The following is a 13,909-nucleotide window of genomic DNA, read 5'->3' on the forward strand; positions in this document are numbered from 1 at the left end:
GCGAGCCCATGAGGCCGTTGCACGTTCTTGCAACCATCGCGGCCGCGCTGCTGATCGGCGCAGGCGGCGGTCATGCCGACGAGACCACGCTGAAGAGCGGCTACGCGCTCGGCGCCGCCACCTGCGGCGATGGCACCCTCACCTTCCCGCGGCTGCGCATCGACATGAAGTCCGGCTTCTGCGCCGGCCTCGTCGCCAGCCGCGACGATGGCCTGAAATTCCCTCGCAACATTGTGCAGATTCCGGGCACGCCGCTGTTCGTGGTCGCCGACATGGGCGGCTGGGGCCATGACGACGGCCGGCTCCTGATCCTCGATCCCGCAGCACCTGCGGGCCAGCGCCTGCGCGAAGCCATTACGCGACTGTCCTATCCGTTCGGCCTCGCCGCCGGTCCCGACGGCAAGATCTACGCGTCGACCGATACGTCGATCTTCCGCTTCGATCCTCTTGCCACCAATCCAAAAGCAACGGTCGAGACCATCATCCGCGATCTGCCCGGACGGCGCCTCACCTTGCCCGACGGCGTGAGCATCACGGAGAGCGCGCATCCGCTGAAGGCGTTCGCCTTCGACCGCACCGGCCGGCTGTTCGTCAACATCGGCTCGCACAGCGACAACTGCCTATCATCTGCGCCGGATCGCTGCGCCGCCGGCGAAGGCGCTTCCCCCCTGGCGTCAATCTGGCTGTTCACGCCGCCCGCCGGCGGCGTGTTTCCGGCGCTGACATCCGGCGATCCCGATCCGCCGCATCAGGTGTTCGCGCGCGGCCTGCGCAATTCGATGGCGCTGGCGTTGCATCCGCGCTTTCCCGATCCCGGCACGGCCTTCCTGCAGGGCGAGAACGCGCGCGACCTGCAGGACGTGTTTGCGCCGAATGAGGAGATCAACGCCATCGAACAGGGCCGCCACTACGGCTGGCCCTATTGCTACGACCTGACAACGCCGAGCCCCGAATTCAAGCGGGTGCTACAGTCAGGCAGCTACAAGGACTTCTGCAACACGACCGCGCTCTACAGGCAGCCCTGGTCGCTGCTGCCACCGCATGGCGCGCCGCTCGGCATGCTCTACTACACGGCCGACCGCTTCGAGGATCTGAAAGGCAAGCTGCTGGTCGGCCTGCACGGCTACCGCGCGACCGGCAGCCGCCTGCTCGCCTATGAGGTCGACGAGCGCGGCTTCCCGAAAGTGACCCCGGCTCCAGTGCGCTATCATGTGAGCTGCACCGCCGAGCCGACCCGCGCCTTCCAGACTGCTGCAGGCCCGGCGCCGGCCGCCGCATTTGAGGAGCTCATCGCCGGCTGGCATCGCGTCAACGGTATCCGGCCGCAGGGCGCGCCGGTCGGCATCACCGTGGCCGACGACGGCGCGATCTGGCTGGTCGAGGACAAGAACCAGACCGTGATCCGCATCGACCGCTCCAGCGACGCCACACCCGAGCCGCTGCCCTGCGATGTCAGAAGCGAAGCGCTGATCGACCGGCTGGCGGCCTTGGCCATGCAGGACGCCGCGAGCCGCGCGCGACTGACAACCATCCGAAAGGAGCTGGTCGAGAAACATTGCAGCGGCTGCCATGCGGATTTCGGCCTCAAGGCAGAGCAATCCGAGTCAGAGAAAGACCGGGCGATGCTGCGCTTCATGCTGGCACAGGACGGCTGGATCACCCCCGGCGATCCCGATGCCGGCCGGCTGCGGCAGCGCTTGCGGGGCCTCGGCGCCGAACGGCAGATGCCGCCGGGCGGCAACCTCATCAAAACGGAACCCGGCTATGCCAGATTGCTTGACGTCACCGACGCGTTCGTCGCGCGGATGGTTCCGGGCACCCGCATGCGGGTGAAAGCGGGTGGTCCGCCACATCGCAAATTCTTCGCCGCCGACGGCCGCGAATGCGGCGACATTCCGTTCGGCAAGATCGTCGTGGTGACGGAGCGGTCTGCCGTCAATAAGCCCGGCTTCAGCCGTTTCGTCCGGCCGGCCGACATCCATCTCAACGGCACCTGCACGGACGATCATGGCTATTACATCCAACAGCAATTCCTGGTGCCGCTCTGACGATACGAGCGTGAATCGTAGGGTGGGCAAAGCGGCGCCGTCAGGCGGCGCGTGCCCACCGGCCGGGGACACCGGTGCTGATGACGGTGGGCACGGCGCGCACGAGACCGTGCTCGGGCGCGAGCAGCGTCGCATCGCGCCTTTGCCCACCCTACGCATCGTGCGCTGGGCGGCAGTGGTCATGCTATCCCTGGCAGCCGTTCCTGCCCTCGCCGCGCCAAAGCTGTTCGAGAGCACGCAGCTCACACCCTCAGGCGAATACACCTTCGGCATCGAAGGCCCCGCGGTCGACCGCGAAGGCAATCTGTTCGTCGTGAATTTCGGCAAGGCCGGCACGATCGGCAAGCTCGCTCCCGAGGCCGCGGCTTCCGAAAAGTTCACCGAGCTGCCCGAAGGCAGCATCGGCAATGCCATCCGCATCGATGCCACGGGCACGATGTTCGTCGCCGACTACAAGCGCCACAACATCTTCGCCATCGCGCCCGGCACGACCGAGCCCCGCCTCGTGTTTCATGCCGACGACATGAGCCAGCCCAACGACATCACCTTGGCTCGCGACGGCACGATCTATGCGAGCGATCCGAACTGGAAGGCGCGCAGCGGCCGCATCTGGCGGATCGCGAAGGGGCCGGATGGAGCGATGCAGGGCGTGAGCATGACGGCGCCACGCGCGATGGGCACCGCCAACGGCATCGATCTCAGTCCCGATGGCCGCACGCTCTATGTCGGCGAATCCAACAGCGGCGAGATCTGGTCCTACCTGATCCAGGGTGATGCGCTGGCCCAGCCCAGGCTGATCGCACGGTTCGAGCCGAACACGATCGACGGCCTGCGCACCGATGCCAGTGGCCGACTGTTCGTCGCACGCATTCTGAAAGGGGCCATCGCCGTGCTCGCACCGGACGGGCGCGTCGTGCGCGAGATCACGCTGAAAGCCAAGGAACCGACCAACCTCGCCTTCGGCGGCAGCGACGGCAAGACCGTGTTCGTGACCCAGCGCCAGGGCGGCTTCGTCGAGTCGTTCCGGACTGACGTCGAGGGCCGCGAGCACTGCCTGCAGATGAGGAAGTGCTGATTCAGCCCAACGCCGCATCAGGCCAATTCAGGCGACCATGAGGGCCCTGCCCTTACACCAAACGATGGCGCATGGAACTTCGGACTTGCCCGCTCGATCGGGGCATCGCTACATTGCCGGCAACTGATGAATTCAGTCGGCGATGGGGGCATAGGTGGCAAAGAACGTCGTGTTTCCGGCAGTCGTTCTTGCGATCATCGGCATCGCTCTTGTCGTCCTTGCCGTCCTGGCCATCTCCGTTTTTCGCCTGCCACGCTGGATCGGATTGGTCGCTCTTGTCGTCTGGCTGATCATCCACTGCGTCTATCTTCTGTTCCTTCCCCGACCAAAGCAGAACACCGACCTGCTGGCGGAGATCCTGGACGAGCCGGCCAAGACGTCGCCGGTCATCGAACGGGTGATGGCGATCATGCTCAGCATCGTGCTTTTCATCGCGTTTCGCAGCCTGGTTTTCCAGCCCGAGGTCGTCGCTGGGCCTTCGATGCTTCCGGGGCTTCACGACGGGCAGGCATTCTTCATTTCGAAATCTGCCTATGGCTACGGCCGATATTCCTTTCCGCTCGGCATCGTGGATTTCGACGGTCGTTTTCTCGCAGCGAAACCGGAGTTGGGTGATGTCATCGTCTATCGCAATTCCACGACTGCCGAAGATGCGATCGGTCGGGTCGTAGGACTGGAGAACGACCAGATCGAAATCGCAAACGGATTCGTTCGGGTCAACGGCACGCCGGCCCAGCTCGAAGACGGCGGACACATGAATCCGAACATTCGCCGCGAAACATTGCCGAACGGCGTCGGTTACGACGTGCGCTTCAACGGAACCATGTCGAATGTCCCTGCGTATCGCGTAGCATCAGGAAAAGTCCTGGTGATTGGCGACAATCGCGAGCGTTCCGCACCGACCGTCGTGCCGCTCCAAACGATCATTGGAAAAGTGGCATTTCAACCCAGATGAACGCGGGCTTGATCCCGGTTACGATCAATGTCGTAGCGCTGACCCCGGACCCATACGCCGCAGCGGGAGTGATAGGCGCGATGTTGCTATCAGCATGCCGCCCAACACTCAGTCGGGGTTGTCAGTCCCGGCTTTCGCCGGGACGACACTATTTGTTTGGCGACAGCTTGCATCTCATCTGCGCATGTGTGCCCGGCCGCGAGGTACGCAAGACGCGCGTCGAGGTCCCTTACCGCCCGTACACGACCGGCGCGCGGCGGAAGAACACCGGCGGCGGCAGGTCGCGCTGCCAGACGCGGCCGTCGTCGAACTGGATGCGCATGCCGTCGGGCGAATACACCGCGCTTTCGTCACGCGCATCGATCCAGAGCCGGCTGTTCGGCGCATTCCAGTCCGGCCAGGCCTGCAGGGACTCGCCGGTCTCGGTGGTCAGATTCACGGCATCGCCGTTCTGCGTCACGAAGGCCGGCGCGCCGATCATGCCGTCACGGCACATCTGGATGCAGCGGTAGGTCCCGGTGAGGTTGGTCGTCGGCTGGGCCGAGGCGCTGCCGGCGACACAGACGCTCAGCAGGCCAAAAATGATTGCAGCACGCTTCATCTCGATCACTCCATCGCTCGAAAGGGTCAGCCAGCCCCCGTTCGGGCCCCTCGGACGGATCAAGCGCGATGCGAGAGAAATGTTCCGGCCGTTGCGGCTCCGGGAACGGCCCTATTCGACCAGCACGACGTCGACGGCTACGCCGAGCTTTTGCTTGCGTGAGCCGACGATGATGCCATCGACCGGCGAGACGTCCGAGAAGTCGCGGCCCATGCCGAGAATGATGTGGTCATTGCCGACCACGAGATCATTGGTGGGATCGAAGCCGATCCAGCCGAGCGCCTCGCCGCACCACAGCGACACCCACGCGTGCGTGGCATCCGCGCCCTGCAGCGGCTTCTCGCCTTCGGGGGGGATCGTCCGCAGGTAGCCGCTGACATAGGCCGCCGGCAAACCGAGCCCGCGCAGGCCCGCGATCATCACATGCGCAAAGTCCTGGCAGACGCCATGACGCTTGTCGAACACCTCGCGCAGCGGCGTCGAGATCACCGTCGCCTTCGGGTCGTATTTGAACTCCTTGCGAATGCGCCCCATCAGGTCTGCTGCACCGGCGACGATGCCGGTGCCGGCCGGAAAGCTTGCCGCGGCGTAGTCGGTCACCGGCTCAAGCACCGGCACCAGCGCACTGGCGAAGACGTAGCCGATCGGCGACGCTGGGCCGAGGCTGGTGGCCTCGAAGGCGTCGTCGCGCACGACCTCCCAGGCGGCGCTCGGCGCATCGCGCTCCGGCGCGGTGCGCGCCAGCTTCACCCGCGAGCGCGAGTCGATGCGCAGATGGCGGTGCTGGGTGTCGATGACGATGCTTTCGGTCAGCGTGCCGAAAAAGTCGCGCCGCGCGGTCCGCTCCGACGGCCGCGGCCGGATGTCGACCGTATGCGAGAGCAATTCCTGACCGTCGCCGCTGATCGGCTCCAACCGCAGCGAGCAGCGCGCAAAGCTGACCGCGCTCTCGTACTCATAGGTGGTGACATGCCGGATGTCGTAGATCACGCGAGACCCGTGAGCTTTTCCGGCCGCGTCGCATTCGGGCCGTGCGGGAAATAATGCTGGCCGATCGCCTCCGCCAGATTGAGCAGATCCTGCTCCAGCGCGAACAACGTCCGGCCATCGAGATGGGCCGCCTCCGCCGCCGTCAACCGCGCCCGCAGCGACACCGCGAGCCGCTGCGGCCGCTCGATCAGCCCGGTCTCCTTCAGCACCGGCAGGCTCGCAATGTCGTCGTTCAGCATTTCGATCTGGAAGGCGACCGAGCGCGGATTGTAGAGGTCGAGCACCACGAGATCGCGGATCGGCGCCAGCGAGGGACCGATCAGATAGCGCGAACGGTAGGTGATCTGGCAATCGACCAGGGTGAGCAGCACGTCGAGATCTTCGGGCGTCGCCTCGTCATAGCCGAACTGGCGCCCGAAGCGCACGGTGTTGATGGCGCGCTCGGCGCGGCGGCCGATGTCAAGGAAGCGCCAGCCCGCGGCGCGGTTCATGTTCTCCTGGGCAAGGCCTGCGAAGCTCGCGAGCTTTTCGAGAATGATTTCGGCCGTGCTGACGACAGCATCCTCGTCATCGGCCTCCTGCGCCAGCCGGCTCGGCATCTCGGTGATGACCTGCCAGGCGTCGGGCGACAGCCGCTCGCGCAGCGAGACGGCGGTGCGCTGGGCGGATCTCACCAGCGACAGGGCCGAGCCGAAATGCGCCTCGGCCTGCAGCGCCTCGGCCGCGACGCGCGGCCCCTGGGTGCGCGAGGTCGCCGAGATCGCGCCCCATGCGAGCAACAGCCGCTGGATGCGCTCGGCGGTGTTGAGCTGGGCCGGCGAGCCCTTGCCGGGATCGCGATGCTGCGCGGCGAGCACGCGGATCAGCCGCAAGGTGGCCTCGGCGCGTTCGAGATAGCGCCCGAGCCAGAACAGATTGTCAGCCGCGCGGCTCGGCAGCACGCCGGCGATGCGGCGGATGCGGACATTGTCGGAGCCCGGCAGCAGGGTGCGGGCCGCGACCGCCTTGTCGCCGACGACCCAGACGTCGGCAGCGCTGGCGCCGTCGCCCATCGAGATCGCGCGCGCGTCGAGCTTGTCGGCGATGCGGCAGAAGCCGCCGGGCATCACGGTCCAGCCGTCGGGCGTGGCGGCGGCGAACACCCGCAGCACGAACGGCCGCGGCGCGATCTTGCCGTCCTCCCACACCGGCGTGGTCGACAGCCGCACCACCTCCTGGCCGACATAGTCGATGCCGCGCTGGCTGATCGCAGCCCGCAGCCGCTCACGCTCGGCCGCGGACAGCTCGCTCGCCAGCACCGGACCACTGCTCGCGAAGCCCGGCACGGCGCGGCTATAGGCGCCTTCGATGGCGAAGTCCTCGAGCCGTGACAGCACCTCGTCACGCGCCGATTTCTGGCCGCACCACCAGGTCGCGATGTGCGGAATCTTGAGGTCCTCGCCGAGCACGCGCCGGCACAGGCTCGGCACGAAGCCGAGCAGCGCGCGCGCCTCCAGCACGCCGGAGCCCGGCATGTTGGCGAGCACGACGCCGCCCTTGCGCACGACATCCATCAGCCCGGCGACGCCAAGCCGCGAGGCCGCGTCGAGCTCGAGCGGATCGAGCGAGTTGGAATCGAGCCGGCGCAACAGCACGTCGAGACGCTTCAGGCCGGCGACGGTGCGGATGTGCACGCGATCGCCGCTGACGGCGAGATCGTCGCCTTCCACCAGCAGGAAGCCGAGATAGCGCGCCAAGGTCGCGTGCTCGAAATAGGTCTCGCTGAATGTGCCCGGCGTCAGCACGCCGATGCGCGGCTCGTCACGATCGGCGCTGGCGCGCAGCGCATCGCGGAACGCCTCGAAGAACGGCGCGAGGCGATCGACATTCATCGACTTGTAGATCGAGGAGAAGGCGCGCGACTGCACCAGCCGGTTCTCCAGCGCATAGCCCATGCCGGACGGCGCCTGGGTGCGATCGCTGAGCACCCACCAGCCGCCGTCGGGTCCGCGGCCGATGTCGGCGGCATAGACGCTGAGAAAGCGGCCGCCGGGCGGCTTGATGCCGCACACCGGGCGCAGATACTCGCTGGAACCGGCGACCGCGGCCGCGGGCAGCGCGCCGCTCGCAATCAGCCGGCCCTCGCCGTAGATGTCCTGCAGCACGCGCTCGAGCAGCTCGGCGCGCTGGGCAATGCCGCGCGACAGCTGCGCCCACTCCGCCTCGTCGATCAGCAGCGGCAGATGGCTGAGCGGCCACGATCGCTCGGCGTTGTCACCGGGCGCCCGATAGGTGACGCCGGCCTCGCGCAGATGGCGATCGGCCGAGGCAAAGCGACGGTCGATGTCGGTCGGAGCGAGCGCGGCGAAGGTGTCAGCGAAACGGGTCCAGACCGGCCGAGGCTGGCCATCGGCCCCCATGAACTCATCGGGAATGCCGGGCAGTCTCGCATAGTCGCGAGCCCATTGCGCGGCGCGACGCATGACCGGGCGCGCCGCCGGCCGACCGGCGGCGGGGCTCGCTCCCTGGTCCTGGCCGCTCCGGCCGTCCATACCCTGGTCCTCCGCACAAACTCCGTTCCATCAATGCAGGAGCGGCCTGCGCAAGTCGAGGGTCATCGGGAATTCATTTGTGCGTTCTTCCGGCGGCAGCGCGATTCGCCCGGGAGTGTGGCCGTGATCCTGGAATCGGGCGAGCCGCCGCGCCTCGGCCTCGTAGGAGTTGATCGGCTTGGTGTCGTAGTTGCGGCCGCCCGGATGAGCCACGTGATAGACGAAGCCGCCGAGCGAACGGCCATTCCAGGTGTCGATCAGGTCGAAGGTGAGCGGCGAATGCACGGGAATGGTCGGGTGCAGGCCCGAGGCCGGCTGCCACGCCTTGAAGCGGACGGCAGCGACCGCCTCCGCCGAACGCCCCGTCGCCGTCATCGGCATCCTCCTACCATTGCAGGTGATGAGATGGCGGCCCTCGACGAAGCCTTCAGCTTTCACTTGAAGCCGCTCGACCGACGAATCGACATAACGGACGGTGCCGCCTGCCGCGCCCTCCTCGCCCAGCACATGCCAGGGCTCGAGCGCCTGCCGCAGCTCCAAGGTCACGCCGCCATGCTGCACGCGACCGAAGGTCGGAAAACGGAACTCGAGCTGTGCCTGGTACCATTCCGGCGAGAAGTCGTAGCCGGACAATCTGAGCTCATCCAGCACATCAAGAAAATCTTCCCAGATGAAGTGAGGCAGCATGAAGCGGTCATGCAGCGCCGTGCCCCAGCGCACGAACTTGCCGTCCTGCGGTTCGCGCCACAATTTGGCGATCAGCGCACGGATGAGCAGTTGCTGTGCCAGCGACATGCGCGGGTCGGGCGGCATTTCCAATGCGCGGAACTCGACGAGGCCAAGACGACCGGTCGGGCCCTCCGGCGAATAGAGCTTGTCGATACAGATCTCCGAGCGGTGCGTGTTGCCGGTGATGTCGACCAGCAGATGCCTGAACAGACGATCGACCAGCCAGAGCGGCACGCTCTGACCGACGGGCGGCACATTGGCGAGCGCGATCTCCAACTCATAGAGGCTGTCATGCCGCGCCTCGTCGATTCGCGGCGCCTGGCTGGTCGGTCCGATGAACATGCCGGAGAACAGATAGGACAGCGCCGGATGCCGCTGCCAGTACAGCACGAGGCTCTTCAACAGATCCGGCCGGCGCAGGAACGGCGAATCCGGCGGCGAACTGCCGCCGATCACGACATGATTGCCGCCGCCGGTGCCGGTGTGGCGGCCATCGATCAGGTAGCGGTTGGCGCCGAGCCGCACCTTGGCCGCGTCCTCATAAAGTCCGAAGGTGATGTCGACCGCCTGCCGCCAGCTCGATGCGGGCTGGATGTTGACCTCGATCACGCCGGGATCGGGCGTCACCTTGATGACGTCGATGCGCGGATCGAATGGCGGCGCATAGCCTTCGACGTGAACCTTGATCTGCATCGCCTCGGCGGTCGCTTCGACGGTTGCGATCAGCTCCAGATAGTCCTCGATGGTCTCCACCGGCGGCATGAACACGCACAGAATGCCGTCGCGGATCTCGACCGACATCGCCGTGCGCACGCCGAGCCCGCCCCAGTACTGATACTGGACGTCCTGCTGTTGCGGCGGCGGGCGATCGAGCGCCTTCAACGGCGGCACCTGCGGCACGATCACCGGACGCCCCTGCGCATACACCGGCAGCGGTCCGCGCTCCTCCATCGGATCCTGCTCGTGGATATAAGGGAAATCCTCCGGCGGAATGTAGACCAGCGAGCCGATCGGCAGCCGCAGGCCGAGCGGCGAGTCGCCCGGAATCAGGAACAGCCGCTTGCGCCGCAGGCCCCAGCGCTCACTGCGCCAGCGCTTGGGCTGTGCATTCCAGCGCTGGATCGGCAGCACGAAGCCACGAGGAATGTGAAGTCCCTCGTCGAACACGCGCGCCATGCGCGCACGCTCTTCGGCGTCGGCAAGCTTGGAATCGAGCGCATCGACGTTCTCGGGCAGCGCGGCTTCCTTCTGCAGCCAATGCGCGGGATCCTCGAAGGCCGGCATCACGTAGTCAGCCTCGAGCCCGAGCGCATCGGCCGTCGTATCGAGAAAACGCTCTGCGTCGGCGATCGTCGCCATGCGCGGGCCGTCGACGCTGGCGATGAGGTCGGGATTGCGCCAGATTGGTTCGCCGTCCTTGCGCCAATAAAGTCCGAACGCCCAGCGCGGCAGGCTTTCGCCGGGGTACCATTTGCCCTGGCCATAATGAAGAAGTCCGCCCGGCGCAAAGCGCGCGCGCAAGCGCCTGATCAGGTCGTCCGCGAGCCCGCGCTTGGCCGGACCGACCGCCGCCGTATTCCATTCCGCCGACTCCATGTCGTCGATCGACACGAAGGTCGGCTCACCGCCCATCGTCAGGCGCACGTCGTGGGCCGCGAGATCCGCGTCGACCGCCTCGCCGAGCCGGTCGAGCTTCTGCCAGGAGTCATCGGAGAATGGCCGGGTGATGCGCGGCGCCTCGCGGATGCGCTTCACATTCATCTCGAAGCCGAACTCGACCTCGGCAAATCCGGCGCTGCCGCTGATCGGCGCGGCCGAGTGATAATGCGGCGTAGCAGCCACTGGAATATGGCCCTCGCCGGCCAGCATGCCCGAGGTGACGTCGAAGCCGATCCATCCAGCACCGGGCAGATAGACCTCGGCCCAGGCATGTAGATCGGTGAAATCGCTCTCGACTTCCACCGGGCCGTCGACCGGGTCGATATCGGGACGGAGCTGGATCAGATAGCCGGAGACGAAGCGGGCAGCGAGCCCGAGATGGCGCAAGGTCTGAATCAGCAGCCAGGCCGAGTCGCGACAGGAGCCGGCGGCCGACGCCAATGTCTCCTCCGGCGTCTGAACGCCAGGCTCCATACGAATGATATAGCGAATCTTTTTCTGCAACTGGGCATTGAGGTCGACGAGGTAGTTGACGGTGTTGTCAGCCTCGCGCGGAATCGACTTCAAGTATTCCGCGAGCAACGGTCCGGGCTCGATCGTTTCGAGATAGGGCGCGAGTTCCGTCTTCAATCCTTCCGGATATGCAAACGGGTAGCTGTCGGCATAGGGCTCGACGAAGAAATCGAACGGATTGATCACGGTCATCTGTGCCGTGAAATCCACCTCGATCTTGAGCTCGTTGACCTTCTCAGGAAAAACATAGCGCGCCAGCCAGTTTCCCTGCGGATCCTGCTGCCAGTTCACGAAATGATCGGGCGGACTGACCTTGAGCGAATAGCTCAGGACCGGCGTCCTGGTATGTGGTGCAGGACGCAGACGGATGGTCTGCGGGCCCAGACCGACCGGACGATCATACTTGTAATGGGTGACGTGATGTAATGCGACGTAGATTGACACAGGCGTTCAGCGCTCCAGCAACTTTTTTGAGCAGAACATTGCCATGCTCAGGGATCAAGCACTAACAACGGGCACAGCTGCCTATTGAACTATCCTAAGCCCGGAAGGCGGCATTCCGGACGGCTTTTCGTCGCATCCGGCCCCGATCAAGTGTTCCAAGTGCACGCACCGGTCGCTTTTCCGACGGCAGCGCGACCCAATCCGGCCCCGCCGCGAAGAACGGGAGAAGAACAAACAAGTCAAAGCCGGCGTGTTTTCGAGAGTTGTCCACAGGCAAGCCCACAAACGCTCACGGAAGATTGACCACTTTGCCATAGTTCGGGTTAACCCCGAATGGTGAACTAACAAGAACTAATAGCGTTGCACCCGCCGCAATCGCTTGATAGCTCGACTACACGTGCTATTTAGGACCCCCATTGCCAAAAGGAGAATCAAGTGGCGAAGACAGCTAAGAAGGCAGCTACCAAGAAGTTGGCGCGGAAGCCCTACACCCCGGCCGACATCAAGCTGCTGAAGCAGCACTCGAAGTCCAAGACCCCGGTTGCCAAGATCGCCAAGGCGATGAAGCGGACCGAAGGCTCGCTCCGTCAGAAGGCTCTGGCGCTGGGCATCGGGCTGGGCCACCAGCGGTAAATTGTTCAGCGCCGCTGTCGCGCGCGCGTGAGCGCGGCGAGTCCACGGCGGCGCTTCTCACCTGTCATCTGATCTCAGTTGCGATCCAGTCTCAGCTACCTGACGATCTCAGCTGCGATCAGATGCCGGCAGAAGCCGGCATCTGATGCCACGATGCAACTGAATAGCTGAGCTATCCCAGCTACATCGTCGCGCCGAGCACCCAGGGCGCGAACTCGGCACCGCCGAAATCGAAGCTCTCGCTCTTCGTCGGCTGCCCCGAGGCGGTCTTCAACATCAGCTCGAAAATGCGCTGGCCGCACTCCTGCACGGTCTCCTCGCCATCGAGGATGGTGCCGCAGTTGACGTCCATGTCGTCTTCCATCCGCGTGTACATCGGCGTGTTGGTGGCGAGCTTGATGGACGGCGCCGGCTTGCAGCCGAACACGCTGCCGCGACCGGTGGTGAAGCAGACGAGATTGGCGCCTCCGGCCACCTGCCCCGTGGCCGCGACCGGGTCGTAGCCGGGCGTATCCATGAACACGAAGCCCTTCTTGGTGACGGCTTCGGCATAATGCAGCACATCGACCAGATTGGTGCTGCCGGCCTTCGCCATCGCGCCGAGCGACTTTTCCAGGATCGTCGTCAGGCCACCCGCCTTGTTGCCCGGACTGGGATTGGCGTTCATCTCCGCGCCCTCGCGCGCGGTATACTCTTCCCACCAGCGCATCAGGGCGACGAGCTTCTCGCCGACCTCTCGGCTGACGGCGCGGCGGGTCAGCAGATGTTCGGCGCCATATGTCTCAGGTGTCTCCGACAAAATGACCGTGCCACCATGTCGCACCAGCAGATCGCTCGCAACGCCGAGCGCCGGATTTGCCGAGATGCCGGAATAGCCGTCGGAGCCACCGCATTGCAGAGCGACCGTCAGTTCGCTGGCCGGAACGGTCTCGCGCTTGACCTTGTTGGCATCGGTGAGCGCCTCCTTCACGAAGGCAATTCCCGCCTCGACGGTCTTGCGGGTGCCGCCGACCTCCTGAATGTCCAACGCGCGCAGACGGCCTGCGAGCCTCTGTTCCTCCATCAGGCCGCCGATCTGATTGACCTCGCAACCCAGGCCAAGGACGATCACCGCAGAAAAATTCGCGTGCCGCGCGTAGCCGCCGAGGGTTCGCCGCAACAGCTTGAGCGGCTCGTCGAGCGTCATGCCGCAGCCGGTCTTGTGCGTCAGCGCGACCACGCCGTCGACATGGGGATAGTCGGCGAGCGGATTGTCGCCGGTGAACGGATTCTTCTTGAAGACATCGGCGACCAGGCTCGCGACATGGGCGCTGCAATTCACCGAGGTGAGGAGGCCGATGTAGTTGCGGGTCGCAACCCGGCCATCGGGGCGGCGAATGCCCTCGAACGTCGCCGGAAGATCGAAGTTCGGCGTCGGCTTGACGTCGACGCCATAGGCGTAGTCCTTGGCGAAATCGCCCATGCCGCAGTTCTGGCTGTGAACATGCTGCCCAGGCGCGATCGGCGCGGTGGCAAAGCCGATGATCTGACCATAGCGGCGAATCGGCTCGCCTTGCGCGATCGGACGCACCGCGACCTTATGACCCGCCGGGATCCGATCGACCGTCACCACCCCATCGGCCACGGCGAGCCCAGGCGGCAGGCTCGCGCGCGCGATCAGCACGCTGTCGTCGGGGTGAAGACGGATGACGGGAGCGGGAGCCATGGCGGTGCCTCTCGTTTCGAGATGTC

General features: G+C 65.5%; 9 protein-coding genes. 4 read left to right on the forward strand and 5 right to left on the reverse strand.

The annotated features are described in order from the left end of the window. The first annotated feature begins 8 nt into the window (after positions 1-8). The 3 genes from QQL87_RS23880 (at position 9) to lepB (ending at position 4,078) form a co-directional block, all read left to right on the forward strand. Positions 9-2,048 (forward strand): PQQ-dependent sugar dehydrogenase, encoded by a 2,040-nt coding sequence (locus tag QQL87_RS23880; RefSeq protein WP_284421187.1) that lies wholly within the window; start codon positions 9-11, stop codon positions 2,046-2,048. 181 nt (positions 2,049-2,229) lie between these two features. After that, positions 2,230-3,123: an SMP-30/gluconolactonase/LRE family protein gene (locus tag QQL87_RS23885; RefSeq protein ID WP_284421189.1), complete on the forward strand. Its 894-nt coding sequence runs from the start codon at positions 2,230-2,232 to the stop codon at positions 3,121-3,123. Positions 3,124-3,277: 154 nt separating this feature from the next. Then, positions 3,278-4,078, forward strand: a complete 801-nt coding sequence (lepB, locus tag QQL87_RS23890; protein WP_284421190.1) for a signal peptidase I — start codon at positions 3,278-3,280, stop codon at positions 4,076-4,078. Between the two features lie 229 nt (positions 4,079-4,307). Here the strand turns inward: lepB and QQL87_RS23895 are convergent, their stop codons facing one another. The 4 genes from QQL87_RS23895 to QQL87_RS23910 all read right to left on the reverse strand — a co-directional run bounded on the left by QQL87_RS23895 (position 4,308) and on the right by QQL87_RS23910 (position 11,545). Then, positions 4,308-4,688, reverse strand: a complete 381-nt coding sequence (locus tag QQL87_RS23895; protein WP_284421191.1) for a hypothetical protein — start codon at positions 4,686-4,688, stop codon at positions 4,308-4,310. 102 nt (positions 4,689-4,790) lie between these two features. Beyond that, positions 4,791-5,669 carry a transglutaminase family protein gene (locus tag QQL87_RS23900; protein ID WP_284421192.1) on the reverse strand — a complete coding sequence of 293 codons (879 nt, stop codon included), beginning with the start codon at positions 5,667-5,669 and terminating at the stop codon, positions 4,791-4,793. Continuing rightward, positions 5,666-8,200 carry a circularly permuted type 2 ATP-grasp protein gene (locus tag QQL87_RS23905; RefSeq protein ID WP_284421193.1) on the reverse strand — a complete coding sequence of 845 codons (2,535 nt, stop codon included), beginning with the start codon at positions 8,198-8,200 and terminating at the stop codon, positions 5,666-5,668. The genes QQL87_RS23900 and QQL87_RS23905 overlap by 4 nt, the downstream gene beginning before the upstream one ends. A gap of 30 nt (positions 8,201-8,230) precedes the next feature. Continuing rightward, positions 8,231-11,545: a transglutaminase family protein gene (locus tag QQL87_RS23910; RefSeq protein ID WP_284421194.1), complete on the reverse strand. Its 3,315-nt coding sequence runs from the start codon at positions 11,543-11,545 to the stop codon at positions 8,231-8,233. A gap of 435 nt (positions 11,546-11,980) precedes the next feature. Between QQL87_RS23910 and QQL87_RS23915 the strand changes: the two genes are divergently transcribed. Then, a complete protein-coding gene (locus tag QQL87_RS23915; protein WP_008964013.1) occupies positions 11,981-12,178 on the forward strand; it encodes a hypothetical protein in 198 nt (65 codons plus the stop codon). 181 nt (positions 12,179-12,359) lie between these two features. On the opposite strand, the gene QQL87_RS23920 is transcribed toward QQL87_RS23915, so the two are convergent. After that, the gene (locus QQL87_RS23920) at positions 12,360-13,883 is read right to left on the reverse strand and encodes a UxaA family hydrolase (RefSeq protein ID WP_284421196.1); all 1,524 of its coding nucleotides are present in this window, start codon (positions 13,881-13,883) and stop codon (positions 12,360-12,362) included. Between the last annotated feature and the right edge of the window lie 26 nt (positions 13,884-13,909).

The organism is Bradyrhizobium sp. SSBR45G, assembly GCF_030159255.1.
In the GTDB taxonomy this organism is placed as follows: domain Bacteria; phylum Pseudomonadota; class Alphaproteobacteria; order Rhizobiales; family Xanthobacteraceae; genus Bradyrhizobium.

What these genes read in the sequence shown, in the direction of transcription:
- QQL87_RS23880 (WP_284421187.1), top strand. Translation starts at nt 9, where the DNA reads ATGAGGCCGTTGCACGTTCTTGCAACCATCGCGGCCGCGCTGCTGATC.
- QQL87_RS23885 (WP_284421189.1), top strand. Translation starts at nt 2,230, where the DNA reads ATGCTATCCCTGGCAGCCGTTCCTGCCCTCGCCGCGCCAAAGCTGTTC.
- QQL87_RS23905 (WP_284421193.1), bottom strand. Translation starts at nt 8,200, where the DNA reads ATGGACGGCCGGAGCGGCCAGGACCAGGGAGCGAGCCCCGCCGCCGGT.
- QQL87_RS23920 (WP_284421196.1), bottom strand. Translation starts at nt 13,883, where the DNA reads ATGGCTCCCGCTCCCGTCATCCGTCTTCACCCCGACGACAGCGTGCTG.